Raw genomic sequence first — 17,481 nt, 5'->3', positions numbered from 1 at the left:
GAGGATGGCATCATGAGAGCCTCCATCGCCACCCCGTGGCTGTCCAGCCAACCCGACCAGGATCCCCGGACCGCGACGGGCGCGCGGCTGCGGTGGGGCGTGGTGGCCACCGGCGGGATCGCCGCCGCCGTCACCCGGGACCTGGCGCTGCTGGCCGACGCCGAGCTGTACGCCGTCAGCTCACGGAGCCAGGCCGCGGCGGATGCCTTCGCGGCCGACTACGGCTTCGCCCGGGCGTACGGGGACCACGACGGCGCGGCCGGCTACGAGCGTCTCCTGGCGGACGACGCCGTCGACGTCGTCTACGTCGCCACCCCGCACGCCCAGCACCACACCGTCGCCCGGGCGGCCCTGCTCGCCGGCAAGCACGTGCTGTGCGAGAAAGCCCTGACCGTCAACGCCCGGGAGGCCGCGGACCTCATCGGCCTGGCCCGGGAGCGGGGACTGTTCCTGATGGAGGCCATGTGGAGCCGGTTCCTGCCCGGCACGCAGCGCGCCTTCGAGATCGCCGCGTCCGGGGAAATCGGCGAGGTCAAATGGGTGGCGGCCGACCTCGGCTTCCCGGCCCCCTACTCCCCGACGTCCCGGCTCTGGGCCCCGGCGGACGGGGGCGGCGCCCTGCTCGATATCACCATCTATCCCCTGCTGTGGGCGCTGGGCACCCTGGGCTTCCCGCAGACCGTGAGCGCCACCGGCTGGATCAACGACGACGGCGTGGACGCCCAGAACGCGTTGACGCTGGGCTACCACCACGGCGCCCAGGCGCAGCTGACCTCCTCGCTGCTGGCCCACGGTCCCCGGACGGCCACCGTGGCCGGCAGCCTGGGGTTCCTGCAGAGCGTCGGCTCCATCAACAACCCCAAGGAACTGGTGGTGCGCGTCGGCTTCGAGGAGCCGCGGACCGAGCTGTTTGATGTGGTGGGCCGCGGTTACACGTACGAACTCCGCGAGGTCACCCGCTGCATCCAGCAGGGTCTAAACGAGAGCCCGGTGATGCCTCTGGAGGACTCCCTGAACACCATGCGGCTGTTCGACGGCGTGCGCGCCCAGCTGGGAATCAGTTACCCGAACGACGCGCGCTGACCCCGGATTTCCGGGCTCTGCGGGGCGGATATTGCCGCGGGCTATGGACTCGCCGCGGCCCCCGGACTTACCCTGTAGTCCAATCGTCGAAGGGTTTCGGGGAGGTGAGTTGCGCATGGAACCTGCAACAACCTGCCCCCGTGCGCGCCGCCTCCTGCAGCGCGGGCTCCTGGGGTTAGGTGCAGGGTTGGCGTGGCTGGCCCTATCCGCGGCCTCGGCCAATGCCGCAGCACCTCCGGCCTACAGTGCGGTCTCTTCTGTTCCGGTCTCGGCCGTCGGCACCATGATCCAACTGCCCAGGGCTGACGACCCGGTAGCACCCGGCACATCTCCGACGCCGGCCGTCACTGCCACGCCGGTTGCCGCCGCACCGGCTGCCCCGGTGCCGGTACCTGCCGTCACGACGGCGGTGCCCCCCGCACCTGTGGCGCCCGCCCCGCCGGTGGCCGTGGCGGCTCCCGTGGTTGCTGTTCCGCTGCCGGCTCCGGCCGCGCCGCCGCCCACTCCGCTGAACATTGAACCGGTGCTGGCGGCCGCTCCCGTCAGCGCACCGGCCGCCAGCCTCCCTGCGGTCGAGACCGCTCCGGCGCCCGCTCCGGCGCCCGCACCCGCCAGCGACCCCGTCCCCGCGCCCGCCAGCACCCAGGCCCCCGCCCCCGTCGTGGACCCGGCCCCCGCGCCCGCGCCACCCCCTGCTCCCGCGACCGACCCAGCCCCCACCCCCCCGGCCGAACCTGCTCCCGCACCGGAGCCAGCCGTTCCGGCCGCCGATCCCGTTCCGGGGGCCGGTGACGTCCCGGCCGCCCCGCCCGCGTCCGATCCGGTTCCGCCGGCTGTCGGCTCAACTCCCGGCGCCGTGCCCCCTGCCGTTCCGCCGGTCGCGCCCGCAGTGCCGCCGGCCGCACCGGTACCCGTGACCGTTCCGGTAACGATGCCGGGCCAGGCCGGGACCGTCTCCGGGCCCCTGGTGCCGGCCCCGAGGATCGCGGCCGTAACTCCGGCCCGGACGGATCGGGGGGCCGCCCAGCACCTGACGGTGCCGGGTTACCAGCAGGAACCGGCCGAGGACCCGTCGGGCTTCCTGTCGACGAACCCCGGCTACTACGTTGTCTTCCGGACCCTCCCTGACCTCCAAGGACCCGGCACGGCGGCCGGTGCGCCCGCTGCGGGAATCAGGGCCCCCTCGGGCCAGGGTTCGGGCAGCGGCACCCCTGCCGCGCCCGCCGGCGGCGGTGAGCACCCGCTCCCGAACGGCGGAGGTACCGGGTTGCCGGCACCGAGCGCGCTCCCCCCGGTACCGGGGTCGGGGTCCGGCAACGGTGCCGCCAGCGGCCCGTCCGGGGCTGCGGCGGTGACGCCGAGCGCTTTCTTCTTCATTCCGCCCATGGGCTCAGACCCCATCAGCGGACCGCTGCAGCACGTCCATCCTGCTGTCGCCGCTGATCCCGGCTCCTCTCCTGACTAGTAGGGCCGTCCTCTGCCATTTTCCTGCGCAGAGCACGGTCCTTCGGGTTGCCATGTGCGCCCGCCGTCAGTCATTCAGGAGTTTTCCCCATGGACACCACCGTCCGCGGCCGGACAGCCGGCTTCCGTTTCCCTCTCCCGCCTAGGCCTTCCACGCCTCGCGTCGTGGTTGCCCCGCCCACGGAACGGCCGCCGTAACGCGCGGCCGCTCCGTCCAGGTCCACTGCCGCCGGAGCGAAGTCGTTGGGTCCGCTGGGGGATTCAACGGCCTCGCCGGCTCCGGCGCCGCCCCATCCCTGCGCGCGAAAGGTGGATCCACCACCACAGACATCACCTGCATCCGGCTGGCGTCCCGCGGCCCGATACGCTGCCCGTAGTATTCATTAGGGGGCGCCGCCGCGGCGCCCGGGACAACAGACGGGAAACACGGTGGAGGCTTCGCCCAGTAAAGTCACGGCCGAGATCTTGGGCGGCCGCTACCGTTTAGGCGAAGTGATCGGCCGGGGCGGCATGGCCTCCGTGTACTCCGCCCGGGACCAGAACCTGGGCCGGGACGTGGCCCTGAAGCTATTCGCGCCCCAATCCGCGGATGCCGACGAGCTCAAGCGCCAGCAGGCCGAGATTGAACTCCTGGCCACCCTGAACCACCCGAGCCTGGTCACGCTCTACGACGCCGGCACCGACACCCGGATCCCGGACGAGCCCCGCCCGTTCCTGACGATGGAGCTGGTGGAGGGCCAGGACCTGCGGAGCCGGATCCGGCACAGCGAGGTCCCGTTCGATGAGCTGGCGGTGATCGGGGCCGGACTCGCCGATGCCCTGGCGTACGTCCATTCCCTCGGGATCATCCACCGCGACATCAAGCCCGCCAACGTCCTGCTCGTGCAGGTGCGGCCCGGCGAACCGCTTCGGCCCAAGCTGACCGACTTCGGCATTGCCCGGATCGTGGACGGCACCCGGCTCACCGCCACCGGGACCATGGTGGGAACCGCGGCATACCTGAGCCCGGAGCAGGCCCGCGGTGCCGATATGGGCCCCGCCAGCGACATCTACTCGCTCGGCCTGGTGCTGCTCGAATGCATCAAGGGCTCCGTGGAATACCCGGGAAGCGCCGTCGAATCCGCCGTCGCCCGGCTGCACCGCGCACCCGCCATCCCGGACAGTGTTCCCGCCGAATGGGCGCAGCTGATCCGGGCCATGACCGCCCTGGATCCCCTGGACCGGCCCGCCGCGGCCGACCTCGAAGTAGCCCTGCGCCAGGCCCTGATTTCGCCCGAGTCGCTCCCGGGCCTCCTGGCCGAGGAACGCACCCGGGTCCTTCCCGCCCCGCCGGCCCGCCCGCCCCGCTCTGCGCAGGACACTCCGGCCGACGGCAGAGGCGCCGGCGACAGCAGCACCGGCAAGAAACCGGGAACCCGCCGCCTGCCCGTACTGGACCCGGACGCGGCCCGCGCGACCCCCTCGAACCCCGCCGCCCCCTCGAACTTGGCGGGCACCGGCGCTCCCCGGCGGACCGCACGGCCGCTGGCCCGCTTCCGGCACGCCAGCCGCCGCACCAAAGCCGCCGTCGTCGTCGCCGTTGTGGCGCTGCTCGCCGTCATCGCTGCCGCCGTCGTCCTCTCCCTCCCCCAGCCGCCCGCCGTCCTGCCCTATCCCGCCGTCACCGGCGACCTCGGCGAGCACCTGAAACAACTGCAGAAGAGTGTGGAACCATGAGCGTCGCCAGCCACCGGCCCTGGTCTGGTGTGGTCGCCGGCCCGTTGATCGCGGTTGCCCTGATCGCGGGCTCGCTGACCGGATGCGCGGGCCCGGCCGCCAACCTCGACAGGACCGCCGCCGACCAGCTCCAGGCCCAGGTTCTGACCGTGACGAAGGACGTGGCCGCCAACAACCCGGCCGGCGCGTTGAAAGCGCTCGACGAGCTGGCGGCCAAGCTGGACGCCGCGGCTGCCGACGGGAAGGTGTCCTTCAAGCGCCACCAGAGCATCAGAACGGCCCTCGACGCCGTCCGTGCCGACCTCACGGCAAAACAGGCGGCCGCGGCGAAAGCCATCCGGGACGCCGCCGCCAAAAAAGCCGCGGCTGAGAAAGCCGCAGCCGACAAGGCCGCCGCCGACCAGGCTGCAGCGGACGCGGCGGCTGCCGCAGCAGCCGCTGCCGCAGCCCAGAACGCTCCCGTCGGCAAAGCCAAGGGAAAAAACAAGGGCAAAGGCGACCACTGACGCGCCCCGGGCTTTCGCTATCGCCCGGATCCGGCTAGCTTGGTCAGTCAGGCCGGAAACGGCCGCCCGATTTCCCGACCCGCATCCGAGCACTCGCACCACCCTTGTATCCGTCCCTTTCCACAACGGGCGGGCCGCAGGCCCGCCAGCGAAGGAGTGAAAGCAAGCATGGCAACAGTCCAGGAATCCATCGCCGTCAACGTCCCCCTCAGCCGGGCCTACAACCAGTGGACCCAGTTCGAGGACTTCCCGCAGTTTATGAGCGGCGTAGACGCCGTCCGCCAACTCGACGACACCACCGTCCACTTCCAGACCAGCATCGGCGGGGTCAAGCGCGACTACGACGCCCGGATCACCAGCCAGGAGCCGGACCGGCAGGTTTCCTGGGAGAGCCTTGACGCCCCGCGCAACGCGGGCACCGTGCGTTTCGAAGAACTCGGGCCGGCGGAGACCCGGGTGGACGTCGAACTCAGCTGGGAGCCCGGCTCCGCCACCGAGAAGATCGGCGCGGCCGTCGGGCTCGACGCCCGCCAGGTCGGGGCGGACCTGGAACGGTTCAAGAAATTCATCGAGGGCCGCGACTTCGAGACCGGTGCCTGGCGGGAACGCGTCAACAACGGCGGGCTGGACGGCCAGCCGCAGGGCGCTCCCCTGCAGACCGACACCGGCTACGACGTCGTAGGCAGCGACGCCTCAATGGACACGGATCCGGACATGGCCACCGAGCCGGCCTTCGACGCGACAGCGGACCGCCGGGACTCCGAGCGCTAGGCGTCCCGCCGCGGAGCCCGGCACTCGGCCGGCGACGACGGCGGGTTGGGCCGCCGTCGTCGTCCGGCACTGGAAACGCCAAAGGGCGCACCGGGATCTCCCGGTGCGCCCTTTGCGTGTGGCGAACTAGCCCAGCAGCGCGAGCACTTCGCCGAACTTGGCCGAGGGGCGCATGATCGCGGAAGCCTTGGCTTCGTCCGGGCGGTAGTAGCCGCCGATGTCCGCCGGGGAACCCTGGACAGCGAGCAGCTCGCCGACGATGGTTTCCTCGTTGGAGCTCAGGGCGTCCGAGACGGCAGTGAAGGCAGCGGCCAGCTCGGCGTCGTCGGTCTGGCGCGCCAGTTCATCGGCCCAGAACTTGGCCAGGTAGAAGTGGCTGCCGCGGTTGTCCAGCTCGCCGGCCTTGCGCTTCGGGGACTTGTCCTCGAGCAGGAAGGTGCCGGTGGCGCGGTCCAGGGTGTCGGCCAGGACCTGGGCGCGGGCGTTGCCCGTGGTGGTGGCCAGGTGTTCGAAGCTGACGGCCAGGGCCAGGAATTCACCCAGGCTGTCCCACCGCAGGTGGTTTTCCTTGAGCAGCTGCTGGACGTGCTTCGGGGCGGAACCGCCGGCGCCGGTCTCGAACAGGCCGCCGCCGTTGATCAGCGGAACGATCGAGAGCATCTTGGCACTGGTGCCGAGTTCGAGGATCGGGAACAGGTCCGTGAGGTAGTCGCGGAGGACGTTGCCGGTCACCGAGATGGTGTCCTCGCCCTTGCGGAGGCGGTCCAGGGTGAAGGCCGTGGCCTCGTTCGGGGCCATGATCTCCAGCTGCAGGCCCTCGGTGTCGTGGTCCTTGAGGTATTCCTCCACCTTGGCGATCATCCGGGCGTCGTGCGCGCGGGCCTTGTCCAGCCAGAACACGGCCGGGGTGGCGGAGGCGCGGGCACGGGTGACGGCCAGCTTGACCCAGTCGCGGATCGGCACGTCCTTGGTCTGGCAGGCGCGCCAGATGTCACCCGGGGCGACCTGGTGCTCGATCAGCACGGTGCCGGCGTCGTCGATGACCTGGACGGTTCCGGCGGACTGGATCTCGAAGGTCTTGTCGTGGCTGCCGTATTCCTCGGCGGCCTGGGCCATAAGGCCGACGTTCGGGACGGTGCCCATGGTGGTCGGGTCGAAGGCGCCGTTGGCGCGGCAGTCGTCGATGACAACCTGGTAGATTCCGGCGTAGCTGCTGTCCGGCAGGACGGCGAGGGTATCGGCTTCCTGCCCGTCGCGGCCCCACATGTGGCCGGAGCTGCGGATCATGGCCGGCATGGAGGCGTCGACGATCACGTCGGAGGGCACGTGCAGGTTGGTGATGCCCTTGTCGGAGTCCACCATAGCCAGCTCGGGGCCGTCGTTGAGGCCCTTCTGGATGGCGGCTTCGACGTCGGAGCGGATCTCTTCGGGGAGGTCCTCGAGGCCGTTGAGGATTGAGGCGAGGCCGTTGTTGGGGCTCAGTCCGGCCGCGGCGATCTGCTCGCCGTAAGTGGCGAAGAGGTCCGAGAAGTAGGCCTTGACGACGTGGCCGAAGATGATGGGGTCGGAGACCTTCATCATGGTCGCCTTCAGGTGTGCGGAGAACAGCACACCCTCCTCCTTGGCGCGGACCACCTGGGCCTTGAGGAATTCGTCCAGGGCGGCGGCACGCATGACGGTGCCGTCGATGACCTCGCCGGCGAGAACGGGGAAGGCCCGCTTGAGGACCTTGACCGTGCCGTCTTCCTTGACCAGCTGGATCTTGAGGTTCGTGTCGGCCTCGATCACCACGGACTTCTCGTTCGAGCGGAAGTCATCGGCGACCATGTGCGCGACGTTGGTCTTGGATTCCGGGGTCCAGGCGCCCATGCTGTGCGGGTTCTTGCGGGCGTAGTTCTTGACCGAGAGGGGTGCGCGGCGGTCGGAGTTGCCCTCGCGGAGCACCGGGTTCACGGCGGAGCCCTTGATCTTGTCGTAGCGGGAGCGGATGTCCGTCTCTTCGTCCGACGCGGGGTTGTCCGGGTAGTCCGGGAGCGCGTAGCCCTGGCCCTGGAGTTCGGCGATGGCGGCCTTCAGCTGCGGCACGGAGGCGCTGATGTTGGGCAGCTTGATGATGTTTGCTTCGGGCTTCTTGGCGAGCTCGCCAAGTTCGGCCAGGGCGTCGCTGACACGCTGCTCTTCGGTGAGGTAGTCGCCGAACACGGCGATGATGCGGCCGGCTAGCGAAATGTCGCGGGTCTCCACTTCCACACCGGCCGTCGACGCGAACGCCTCGACAATCGGCAAGAACGAATAGGTGGCCAGCATCGGCGCTTCGTCGGTGTGGGTATAGATAATCTTGGCCATTGCTCGGGCGTCTCCCTGAAAGTCTGCGGATATCCGGAAATCTTGTGTTATCTCAACGGCTCTAACTTACCCGAGGTGGCCGCCTCGGCGCCTATCGGGGACGGGCCGCCCGGGACCTGTGACTCGGGGGCCCGTCATGACTCCCCGCGATGCCGCTGTGACAGAAATTGACAGACTGCTTTACATGTTCGTCAAGTTGACGTAGTTTCATACCCATCACAGCGGCCCGCCTCCCGGCAGGCCGCCCCGCACTTAGCCCGGTTAGGACACCCATGAGAACATCCAAGACTCTGGCCACCAGCCTCCTGAGCCTCTCCGCAGCCGCACTCCTGGCGGTCAGTGCGGTCAGTGCCGCCGGCGCAGCCACTGCCGCCCCGGCCAAGGCACCGTCAGGGACGTCGAACGTCAGCAGCCACGCCGTGAGCGACGGCGCCACGGCCGACTATTGGACGGCGGAACGCATGCGCACCGCGATTCCGGGCGACGTGCTGGCAGCCAAAGCCGTGGCCCGCGGGGCCAACTCGACCGCACACCGGAACGTCGAAACAGGCGCCCCGACCAAGGTGGAAGGCACCGCACCCACCCTGCAGGCCAAGCAGATCCAGACCAAGGCCAACGCCAGCGAGACCCCGGTCAAGCACATCGGCAAGGTGTTCTTCACCCTGGGCGGCTCCAACTATGTCTGCTCCGGCAACTCTGTGACGTCAACCAACAAGAGCACCGTCTCCACCGCCGGCCACTGCGTTAACGAGGGCCCCGGCGCCTTCGCCACAAACTTCACCTTCGTCCCGGCCTACCTCAACGGGTCCGCACCCTACGGCAAGTGGACGGCCAAGACCCTGTACGCCCCCACCCAGTGGAGCTCCGGCGGCGACATGACCTACGACACCGGCTTCGCCGTGATGAACCCGCTCAACGGCAAGTCCCTCGCCGACGTCGTCGGGGCCTCCGGTGTGCAGTTCAACGCCGCCCGCGGCCTGACGTACAAGTCCTTCGGCTACCCGGCCGCCCCGCCGTTCAACGGAGAATCCCTGAAGAGCTGCAGCGGCACCGCCACCAACGACCCGTACAACCCGCAGTTCAACACCCAGGGCATCCCCTGCAACATGACCGGCGGATCCTCGGGCGGGCCGTGGTTCATCGGCACCAGCTCCTCGGGCTACCAGAACTCGATCAACAGCTACGGCTACGGCAGCAACTCGACCACGATGTACGGCCCGTACTGGGGCTCGGTCATCCAGCAGGCCTACAGCGCCGCAGCGGCTTCCTAGGACTCTTCATCCCACACGGACTTTTCGTCCCAGCAGGACTCTTCATCCCAGCGAAATCCCACTAGGAAAGGAAAAAGCAACGCGGGGCCACGTGCCACCCATCCCCCTCGACAGGATGGCACGTGACCCCGCGTTTTGCCGTGGGTGGGGTGGGCTGCGGGGGTTGTGGTGTGGTTGCGGGGTGCGGGGTGGGTGGTCATTAGCGCGAGGTTGAGGTTGGCCCGGGGCGGGGGTTGGCCCGGGGCGGGGGTTGGCCCGGCTGCCCTCCGGCGGCTGGGCGCTGTACATGCAAGGTCCGCGTGACCCTCCCCTGATGGACATGCCCATCGCACAGGAGCACGAGTGGACATATCCCGTATATGTCCACTCCTCGGCATGAAGAATGAGCATGTCCGTCGATCCCGCAGCGCATGCCCAGTCCTGACGCCGAAGGATGGGCATGCCCGGTCCTGACCTCGAAGAATGGGCATGTCCGTCGCAGCCCCATATCCGGGACGAGGCAGATGCGCGAAGAATGAGCATGCCCGCAGACACCGCAGCGCATGCCCAGTCCTGACGTCGAAGGATGCGCATGCCCGGCCTGGACCTCGAAGAATGGGCATGTCCGTCCGACGCCCCCGGACCGCGGCATCCAACCGTAGCCGGAGGAACCAGCGCAGCCTCCACCACGAAGAACCCGAGTCGCATCGACGAAGAATGGACATGCCCTTCCGGAAAGGAAGAGCATGTCCATTCTTTGCGACCGCGAGGCCGTCTCAGCCCCTAGTGGAAGAAGTGCCGCGCCCCGGTGAAGTACATCGTGATCCCGGCGGCGTTGGCTGCGGCGACCACTTCCTCGTCGCGGACCGATCCGCCGGGCTGCACAACCGCGCGGACGCCGGCGTCGATCAGGATCTGCAGGCCGTCGGCGAACGGGAAGAACGCGTCCGACGCCGCGACAGCACCGCGGGCCCGCTCCGGCGCCCCGGCCACATCCGAAGCGTTGGACGCGCCACCGGCACCGTCGACGTCGGACTCCACCGTGACGCCCAGCGTGTTGGCCCGCTCGACGGCCAGGCGGCAGGAATCAAGCCGGTTGACCTGGCCCATGCCGATGCCGACGGCCGCACCCTCGGCGGCCAGCAGGATCGCGTTGGACTTGGCGGCGCGGCAGGCGGTCCAAGCGAAGGCCAGGTCCGCGAGGGTGCCGGCGTCGGCGGCCTCGCCCGCGGCGAGCGTCCAGTTGGCCGGATCGTCACCGTCGGCGTCCACCTTGTCCGTGGCCTGGACCAGCATGCCGCCGGAGACCTGGCGGAACTCGGTCGGGTAGCGGCCGTAGCCCTCGGGCAGGGTGAGGAGGCGGATGTTCTTCTTCTTGGAAAGGATCTCCACGGCCTCGTCGTCGAAGCCGGGCGCGATGACCACTTCCGTGAAGATCCCTGCCACGGTCCGGGCCATGCCTGCGGTGACGGTGCGGTTGGCAGCGATGACGCCGCCGAACGCGGACACCGGATCGCACGCGTGGGCTTTCGCGTGGGCGTCGGCGATGGGGTCCGCCGCGGACGCGGACCCGACGGCCACGCCGCACGGGTTGGCGTGCTTGATGATGGCGACGGCGGGCTCGGCGAAGTCGTAGGCGGCACGCAGGGCGGCGTCGGCGTCGACAAAGTTGTTGTAGCTCATGGCCTTGCCGTGGACCTGGTCGGCCTGGGCGATGCCGGCCGGGGCGGCCTTGTCGACGTACAGGGCGGCCTGCTGGTGCGGGTTCTCGCCGTAGCGGAGCACCTCGGAGCGTTCCAGGGCCAGGCCGGCGTAGGCGGGCCAGTCGATGACGCCGTCGCCGTCCTCATCGAGGAACTGGCTGGCCGTCCAGGTGGCCACGGCGGTGTCGTAGGACGCGGTGTGCGCGAAGGCCTTGGCGGCCAGCCGGCGTCGGGTCTTCAGGTCGAACCCGCCCGACGACGCAGCGGCCACGACCGAACCGTAGGACGCCGGGTCCACCACAATTGCGACGGCGGCGTGGTTCTTGGCGGCCGACCGCACCATCGCCGGACCCCCGATGTCGATCTGCTCGACGACGTCGTCCTGCGCGGCACCGGATTTGACGGTCTCCACGAACGGGTAGAGGTTCACCACCACCAGGTCGAACGGCTCGATGTCCATGTCCTCGAGGGTCTTCATGTGGGCGGGCACGCGGCGGTCGGCGAGGATGCCGCCGTGCACGCGCGGGTGCAGGGTCTTGACGCGGCCGTCCAGCATTTCCGGGGAGCCGGTGACTTCCTCGACTTCCTGGACCGGGATCCCGGCGGCGGCGATCTTCTTTGCGGTGGAGCCCGTTGAGACGATCTTGACGCCGGCTTCGTGCAGGCCCTTGGCGAGTTCCTCCAGACCGGTCTTGTCGTAGACCGAGATCAGGGCCCGGCGGATGGGAACACGGTCGATGGATACACGCTCAAGCTGCGTAAAGCTCACAAAAGTCTCCGTCTTATATCGCGGCTGGGCCGCGGGTGGTGGGGATGCGGCCAGTTTATCGCGTCCCGGCTGCCGGGGTTCCCGCGCGCCGGAGTGTGAAGCCTCCCCGCCACCGCACCGCGGGACGTAGAGTTCTTCCAGGAGGCCAAAATGAATACGTACACCACTGTGCCCAGCGGCGAACAGGTGGTCCAGGACCTGCCGTGGCGGTGGAGGGTGCAGGGCCGGATTTTCCTGATCGGCGGCCTGGGTTTTATGTTCGACGCCTGGGACGTGACGCTCAACGGCATCCTGATCCCGTTGCTGTCCAAGCATTGGTCCCTGAGCGCCGGCGACGCCGCGTGGATCGGTACCTCGAACCTGATCGGCATGGCTCTTGGCGCCTTCGTCTGGGGCACCATCGCGGACACGATCGGCCGCAAGAAGGCCTTCACCGCGACGCTGCTGATCTTCTCGATCTTCACCGTCCTGGGCGCCTTCTACCCCGACTTCATCTGGTTCGTGGTGTTCCGGTTCATGGCGGGCTTTGGCCTGGGCGGCTGTATCCCGGTGGACTACGCGCTGGTGGGCGAGTTCACTCCGCGGAAGCAGCGCGGCCGGGTCCTCACCGCGATGGACGGCTGGTGGCCCGTCGGGGCCGCGCTCTGCGGATTCGTCTCGGCCGGGCTTATCGCCGCCTTCGCGGACTGGCGCCTGACCATGCTGATTATGGTGCTGCCGGCGCTGCTGGTGTTCTGGATCCGGCGCAGCGTCCCCGAATCGCCGCTGTTCCTCATCCGGAAGGGCCGCCGCGAGGAAGCCGCCCGCGTCATCGATTCCCTGGTCGCTGCCACCGGCGCCGAGGCCCGGGTCTACAGCCTGCCCGAACCCCAGGACGCCCCGCGCCTGTCGGCCGGGAGCGCCTGGACGCAGCTCCGTGCGCTCTGGCAGTTCAACTGGAAAATTACGACGGCGGCCTGGGCCCTGTTTTTCAGCATCCTGCTGGTCTACTACCTCTCGCTCACGTGGATGCCGCGGATCCTGATCGGGGCGGGCTTCGAGGAGTACAAGGCCTTTATCACCACGGCGTCGATGGCCGCCGTCGGCCTCCTGGGCGTGGTGGTGGCCGCACTGCTGGTGGAACGGACCGGCCGCAAGTGGATCCTGGCCATCACCGGCCCGCTCTCGGCGCTGCTGCTGGTGATCGTCGCCGTCGTGGTGGACATCCCGACGGCGGCCGTCTTCTGGCTGCTCATGTTCGGGTTTGTGGTGCAGGTGGCGATCCCGGTGCTGTACGCCTACGTATCGGAGCTGTACCCGACCGAGCTGCGCGGCTCCGGCTTCGGCTGGGCCTCGACGTTCTCCCGGCTTGGCGCCGGCTTTGGCCCCCTGATCTTCGCGGAGTTCCTGTGGCCGGAACTGGGGCTCGCGACGTCGTTCGCCCTGGCCGGCGTGCTGGTGCTGGTCTCGGTGCTCTGGATGGCGTTCTTCGCCCCGGAGACCAAGCAGCGCGGCCTGGAGTAGGTCCCGGCCGGCCCGCGCACCCGGCCCGCACCCCGCCCCGCACCCCGCCCCGCACCCCGCCCCGAACGCCGGATGCCCTATCACTTTTGGTTGCTCTGAGGGCCTCAGAAGCACCATAAGTGATAGGGCATCCGGGGTGGATGCCGGCTGTCGGCTACTGGATGCAGGTCACCGACACCGAGAGGGTGTTGGTCTTGAGCTGGGTGACGGACCAGCCGATGGGCTGACCTCCAGCACCGACCACGGGCTGGCTGGCCAGTACCTGGTTGCCGTTGCCGGAGTTGAGGGAGAACCCGCCGCCGGTGGCCACCTGGCCCGCGGGGCAGCTCGCCACCACCGTCAGCGTGGCGCCGCTGGCCGTGGCCACCGACACGCTGGTGGATGCAGCAGCACCCGTGGCACCGGTGGCACCTGTCGCGCCGGCCGGCCCCACGGGACCCGTGGCGCCGGTCGCACCCCGGAGCCCGGTGGCGCCTGTTTCGCCTGTTTCGCCCTTGGCACCGGTAGCGCCCGTGGCACCGACAGCCCCGGTGTCGCCCTTGGCCCCGGCAGGCCCGACGTCGCCCGTGTCACCCTTCGCGCCCTGGGCCCCGGTGTCGCCGGTCTTCCCGGTTTCGCCCTGGACGCCCTGGACGCCCTGGGCCCCCGTGGCGCCGGTGGGGCCTACCTCGCCGCTGTCACCCTTGGCCCCGGTGTCGCCCTTCGCACCGGTCTCCCCGGTGTCGCCCTTGGCGCCGGTTTCACCGGTCGCGCCCTGGGATCCGGTGTCACCCTTATCGCCCTTCTCGCCCTTCTCGCCTTGGAAACCCTGGATGCCGATGGCCCCGGTTTCACCGGTGAGGCCGGTCAGGCCCTGGATTCCGCGGGGACCGGCAACACCCTGAATCCCCTGTGCACCGGCAACGCCCTGGACACCCTGCATGTTCCAGGTGATCGGCGTCTCCTTCTTCAGGTCGCAGGACTGTCCGGCCGTCAGCACCCGGAGCTGACCGCCGTTGTTGACGTTGTAGCAGCCGTTGATTTCCCCGGTACCGGACGTGGTCGAGGCAGCGTAGGCGGCAGAAATGGCGCCGGTCCCGAGGACAAGCGCCGCGGTGAGGCAAAGAACTTTTGGACTGGTTTTGGCAAAGCTGAAGTGTGGCACGTGAGACCCCCAGGGACGCAAGAGACGAATGAGACTGCGCCAGACTATGGCCCTATTCCCCGCGTAAACCGGTCCGGTAATACTCGAATTTCGCCATCCAGTACCCGACTTTTTCGCCGGGTACTCGCTTTTGCCGCCCCGACTACTTGGACCGCCAGATCAGGCCGCAGTAACGCCTGCGGCGAGGGTCTTCAGGGTGGACACCAGCAGCCGCCGTTCCACCGTCTTGATCCGCTCGTGCAGCGACTCTTCGGTGTCGCCGTCGAGCACGGTGACGGCCTCCTGCGCGATGATCGGTCCCGTGTCCACTCCGGCGTCGGCCCAGTGGACCGTGCAGCCGGTGACCTTCACGCCGTAGGCCAGGGCGTCGCGGACACCGTGCGCGCCCGGGAACGCCGGCAACAGGGCCGGGTGGGTGTTCAGGTACTTGCCGTCAAAGGCGGCGATGAAGTCGGCGCTGACAATGCGCATGAACCCGGAGGATACGACGACGTCGGGCCTGTACGCGGCGACGGTGTCGGCGAGCGCCGCGTTCCACGCAGCCCGGTCCGGGTACGCCTTGAAGTCCACCACGAACGTCGGGATGCCGGCTGCCGCGGAGCGCTCCACCCCGTAGGTCCCGGGCCGGTCCGCGCCCACAGCGGCGATCTCCACCGCCAGTTCGCCGGCCGAAATGGCGTCGATAACAGCCTGCAGGTTGGAACCGGTACCGGAGACGAGGACAACGATGCGCATTGACTTAGCTTATGGGGCCATTCGCGTACGCTGGAAAATATGAATTCGCCCCACGAGCCGGACCCAGCACAACGGGGCCCAAACCCCCGGACCGAGGCGGGCAAGGCATCGCTGCTGCGGACCCACAACCTGTTCCGCACCTTCATCGTGGTGGTGCTGGGAGCCTTCTTCGTTTTCCAGCTGGATGTCAACTACCTCTGGCTCACCGCCATCCTCACAGCGGCGGCGGTGGCTCTCGGCGTCGTGCTGCTGGTGCGCGCCACCCGGTTCAAACAGTCCCGGCTGGTGCTGTTCGGGACCATTTCCGGCCTGCTGGTCACCGCCGTGATGGTCCTGATGGTTGTGACCTCGGCGGTGTTCTTCAACCAGGTACGCGACTTCCAGCAATGCTCAAGGCACGCCCTCACTGAGCAGGCAACCTCGATGTGCCGGACGCAACTGGAGAAGTCGCTGCCCATGCAGCTGCGCTGAAGGCCGCCCGCCGTCGTCGTCCCTGCCGGGGCCTGTCGATTTAGGGATCAGCCGGCTTGCGGGGTCAGTCGGCCTCGGCGGCGAGTTCCAGCTCTGTCTCGTGCAGCTTCTGGCGCCGTTCCAGCCACGGCCCGGCGGCGTAGCCGATCACGACGCCGATCCCTGTTTCGGCCGCGACGAAGATGGCCGTTGCCAGTGGATCCGGACCGATGTCCGTGAGCCTGCCGATGCCGGCGGACCCGCGGGCCAGCCAGGCCAGGGCCGCCGCGAGGATACCCGCCACGGCGCCGATCATGGCGCCGAGGACGAGCGTCGAGACCGTGGCCGTGAACCAGCGCGCCTTGACCTTGATCGAGAGCCATTCGTCGAAGTGGTTTTCACCCTCGCGCAGGAACCACCAGCCCGCCAGGAGCCCGGCCAGGGCCGGAACCACAAGGGCCACGAAGCCGTACTCCAGCGCGCCGGCCGGGAGGGCGGCGAACACCGGGATGGAGGGCAGCGGTCCGACGGCGGTGGCCAGCGGCCCGGCCTGGGACCCGATGCCCAGCGCGAAGCCGGAGCCGGAGGTCCAGGAGAGCGCGAAGATGGCGAGGTTGGGCAGGTAGCCGAGCTGCGCGATGGTGAGCGCCGCGCCGCCCACCGGACCGGCGTCGAGCGCTTCATACACCGCGATGATGAGGTTCCAGTGGATGATCAGGTCTACGGAGAGCAGGGCGGAGGCCATCGCGAGGGTGGCCATTACGGCCACGAACCCGGCCTTGACGGCGGAGCCGAGGTAGGACCCGGCCCAGCGCGAGTGCTGGCTGGTGCGCGAGAGCCAGGCTACGGCGTCGACGCCGATCAGCCGGCTCCATGAACCGGCCTCGCGGCGCGCACCGATCACCATGCCGAGGGCGAAGGGGATCAGCGGGACCAGGGTGGCGTACCAGAGGCTGACGCCGACTTCGGCGGTGCGGCAAACGAAGCCGGTGGCGAACCCGAACGCGCCGTACATCAGCCACGACCCCAGCAGGGCCTGCCAGAGCTGGTCCGTGTACGAGGCCCGGGCCAGCCGCCGCCCCGCGCGCCACGCGAGCAGGAACGGGATAAGGGTCAGGCCGAGCGGGATCAGCGAGAGTGTGCCGGTTTCGGGCCGGCCCACGGTGCCGGCGCCCACGGTCTCCAGCAGGAGCGGGACGCCGTGGATCAGCAGCCAGGCCTGGCCTGCCAGCCGGGCGAGGAATTCGAAGCCGTTCTCGCGGAATCCGGCCGAGGCCCAGACCGCAACGATCGGGACAACCACGATCAGCGCCGAGATCACAGCGGCCTGCGCGGACTCCAGGGCACCCTGTAGCCAAAGGGGCATCGGAAGGCCACGGTTTCCGGTCTGATCAGCGCGCAGTTTCATCGTGTTCCATGGTGCCACGCGCCGGGCACCGCGCCCCGCTCCGACAGGCGCTATGCCCCGGAAATCAGCCCGCCGCGTGCGGGCGGTCCGGTTCCGGACCGGCGCTTTTTCCGGTGCCCCGCCGTAAAATTTTAAGTGTCCGCAAACAGTGGTTGGAGGCAGAAAATGACTACCGCATCCCCACATGCACACGGCGTACATTTCGGACGGACTGATGTCCAAAACGTCGGCATGGGTGTGGGTATTGTGCTACTTGCCGTGGGCGTCCTGGGATTCATCCCGGGCATCACCGCGCAGTACAGCGAACTGAGGTTCCTCGGACCCGATTCCAGGGCCATGTTCCTCGGCCTGTTCCAGGTGTCCATGCTCCTGAACATCGTTCAGCTCGCCATTGGCGCCGCCGGCTGGACCATGTCCCGCAACGACATGGGAGCCCGGAACTTCCTCATGGGCTTCGGCCTTTTGTACATCATCTTTGGCGTTTACGGGCTGATCGTCGGCGTGGGGTCGGCGGCCAATTTCCTGGCGTTCAACACCATGGACAACTGGACTCACATGGTGCTGGGCGTGGCAATGATTGGCGCCGGCTGGCTGCTCGCGAGGCATCTGGCCGATGACGCACAAACCCGGTAA

The 17,481-nt window shown here is 68.9% G+C and carries 14 protein-coding genes; 9 read left to right on the top strand and 5 right to left on the bottom strand.

Annotated elements, in window-relative coordinates; translation table 11 throughout:
- Positions 1-12: 12 nt before the first annotated feature.
- From AC1DBE_RS15165 to AC1DBE_RS15145, 5 genes are all read left to right on the top strand, one after another.
- The gene (locus AC1DBE_RS15165) at positions 13-1,083 is read left to right on the top strand and encodes a Gfo/Idh/MocA family protein (RefSeq protein ID WP_476971057.1); all 1,071 of its coding nucleotides are present in this window, start codon (positions 13-15) and stop codon (positions 1,081-1,083) included.
- 115 nt (positions 1,084-1,198) lie between these two features.
- Complete coding sequence (locus AC1DBE_RS15160) at positions 1,199-2,548, top strand: hypothetical protein (protein ID WP_476971056.1); 1,350 nt, start codon at positions 1,199-1,201, stop codon at positions 2,546-2,548.
- Positions 2,549-2,976: 428 nt separating this feature from the next.
- Positions 2,977-4,263 carry a serine/threonine-protein kinase gene (locus AC1DBE_RS15155; RefSeq protein ID WP_476971055.1) on the top strand — a complete coding sequence of 429 codons (1,287 nt, stop codon included), beginning with the start codon at positions 2,977-2,979 and terminating at the stop codon, positions 4,261-4,263.
- The gene (locus AC1DBE_RS15150; RefSeq protein WP_476971054.1) at positions 4,260-4,769 is read left to right on the top strand and encodes a mucin-associated surface protein; all 510 of its coding nucleotides are present in this window, start codon (positions 4,260-4,262) and stop codon (positions 4,767-4,769) included. Before AC1DBE_RS15155 ends, AC1DBE_RS15150 begins: the two co-directional genes overlap by 4 nt.
- Before the next feature lie 168 nt (positions 4,770-4,937).
- Entirely contained in the window at positions 4,938-5,540 is a 603-nt protein-coding gene (locus AC1DBE_RS15145; protein ID WP_476971053.1) for an SRPBCC family protein, read from the top strand.
- 126 nt (positions 5,541-5,666) lie between these two features.
- Here AC1DBE_RS15145 and AC1DBE_RS15140 read toward each other — a convergent pair whose 3' ends face one another.
- On the bottom strand, positions 5,667-7,886 hold the full coding sequence (locus AC1DBE_RS15140) for an NADP-dependent isocitrate dehydrogenase (RefSeq protein ID WP_476971052.1): 2,220 nt from the start codon (positions 7,884-7,886) through the stop codon (positions 5,667-5,669).
- Positions 7,887-8,158: 272 nt separating this feature from the next.
- Between AC1DBE_RS15140 and AC1DBE_RS15135 the strand changes: the two genes are divergently transcribed.
- The gene (locus AC1DBE_RS15135; RefSeq protein ID WP_476971051.1) at positions 8,159-9,157 is read left to right on the top strand and encodes a trypsin-like serine peptidase; all 999 of its coding nucleotides are present in this window, start codon (positions 8,159-8,161) and stop codon (positions 9,155-9,157) included.
- A 762-nt stretch (positions 9,158-9,919) separates the two neighbouring features.
- Here AC1DBE_RS15135 and purH read toward each other — a convergent pair.
- Entirely contained in the window at positions 9,920-11,608 is a 1,689-nt protein-coding gene (gene purH, locus AC1DBE_RS15130; protein ID WP_476971050.1) for a bifunctional phosphoribosylaminoimidazolecarboxamide formyltransferase/IMP cyclohydrolase, read from the bottom strand.
- Between the two features lie 150 nt (positions 11,609-11,758).
- On the opposite strand from purH, the gene AC1DBE_RS15125 reads away from it, so the two are divergent.
- Positions 11,759-13,111 (top strand): MFS transporter, encoded by a 1,353-nt coding sequence (locus AC1DBE_RS15125; RefSeq protein ID WP_476971049.1) that lies wholly within the window; start codon positions 11,759-11,761, stop codon positions 13,109-13,111.
- A 154-nt stretch (positions 13,112-13,265) separates the two neighbouring features.
- Here the strand turns inward: AC1DBE_RS15125 and AC1DBE_RS15120 are convergent, their stop codons facing one another.
- Positions 13,266-14,255, bottom strand: coding sequence for a collagen-like domain-containing protein (locus AC1DBE_RS15120; RefSeq protein ID WP_476971048.1), 990 nt, complete (start codon positions 14,253-14,255; stop codon positions 13,266-13,268).
- Positions 14,256-14,414: 159 nt separating this feature from the next.
- On the bottom strand, positions 14,415-14,990 hold the full coding sequence (gene purN / locus AC1DBE_RS15115) for a phosphoribosylglycinamide formyltransferase (protein ID WP_476971047.1): 576 nt from the start codon (positions 14,988-14,990) through the stop codon (positions 14,415-14,417).
- 39 nt (positions 14,991-15,029) lie between these two features.
- Here purN and AC1DBE_RS15110 point away from each other — a divergent pair, with 39 nt between their 5' ends.
- Positions 15,030-15,461, top strand: coding sequence for a hypothetical protein (locus AC1DBE_RS15110; protein ID WP_476971046.1), 432 nt, complete (start codon positions 15,030-15,032; stop codon positions 15,459-15,461).
- A gap of 64 nt (positions 15,462-15,525) precedes the next feature.
- On the opposite strand, the gene AC1DBE_RS15105 is transcribed toward AC1DBE_RS15110, so the two are convergent.
- A complete protein-coding gene (locus AC1DBE_RS15105; RefSeq protein ID WP_476971045.1) occupies positions 15,526-16,848 on the bottom strand; it encodes a cell division protein PerM in 1,323 nt (440 codons plus the stop codon).
- A gap of 165 nt (positions 16,849-17,013) precedes the next feature.
- Between AC1DBE_RS15105 and AC1DBE_RS15100 the strand changes: the two genes are divergently transcribed.
- The gene (locus AC1DBE_RS15100; protein WP_476971044.1) at positions 17,014-17,481 is read left to right on the top strand and encodes a DUF4383 domain-containing protein; all 468 of its coding nucleotides are present in this window, start codon (positions 17,014-17,016) and stop codon (positions 17,479-17,481) included.

The organism is Arthrobacter sp. 10T416, from assembly GCF_056394165.1.
This window is presented reverse-complemented; position numbering and strand designations above follow the sequence as displayed.

Coding starts and splice junctions, on each gene's coding strand:
- AC1DBE_RS15160 (WP_476971056.1), top strand. CDS start 1,199: ATGGAACCTGCAACAACCTGCCCCCGTGCGCGCCGCCTCCTGCAGCGC.
- AC1DBE_RS15150 (WP_476971054.1), top strand. CDS start 4,260: ATGAGCGTCGCCAGCCACCGGCCCTGGTCTGGTGTGGTCGCCGGCCCG.
- AC1DBE_RS15140 (WP_476971052.1), bottom strand. CDS start 7,886: ATGGCCAAGATTATCTATACCCACACCGACGAAGCGCCGATGCTGGCC.
- AC1DBE_RS15125 (WP_476971049.1), top strand. CDS start 11,759: ATGAATACGTACACCACTGTGCCCAGCGGCGAACAGGTGGTCCAGGAC.
- purN (WP_476971047.1), bottom strand. CDS start 14,990: ATGCGCATCGTTGTCCTCGTCTCCGGTACCGGTTCCAACCTGCAGGCT.
- AC1DBE_RS15110 (WP_476971046.1), top strand. CDS start 15,030: ATGAATTCGCCCCACGAGCCGGACCCAGCACAACGGGGCCCAAACCCC.
- AC1DBE_RS15105 (WP_476971045.1), bottom strand. CDS start 16,848: ATGAAACTGCGCGCTGATCAGACCGGAAACCGTGGCCTTCCGATGCCC.
- AC1DBE_RS15100 (WP_476971044.1), top strand. CDS start 17,014: ATGACTACCGCATCCCCACATGCACACGGCGTACATTTCGGACGGACT.
- AC1DBE_RS15165 (WP_476971057.1), top strand. CDS start 13: ATGAGAGCCTCCATCGCCACCCCGTGGCTGTCCAGCCAACCCGACCAG.
- AC1DBE_RS15135 (WP_476971051.1), top strand. CDS start 8,159: ATGAGAACATCCAAGACTCTGGCCACCAGCCTCCTGAGCCTCTCCGCA.
- AC1DBE_RS15145 (WP_476971053.1), top strand. CDS start 4,938: ATGGCAACAGTCCAGGAATCCATCGCCGTCAACGTCCCCCTCAGCCGG.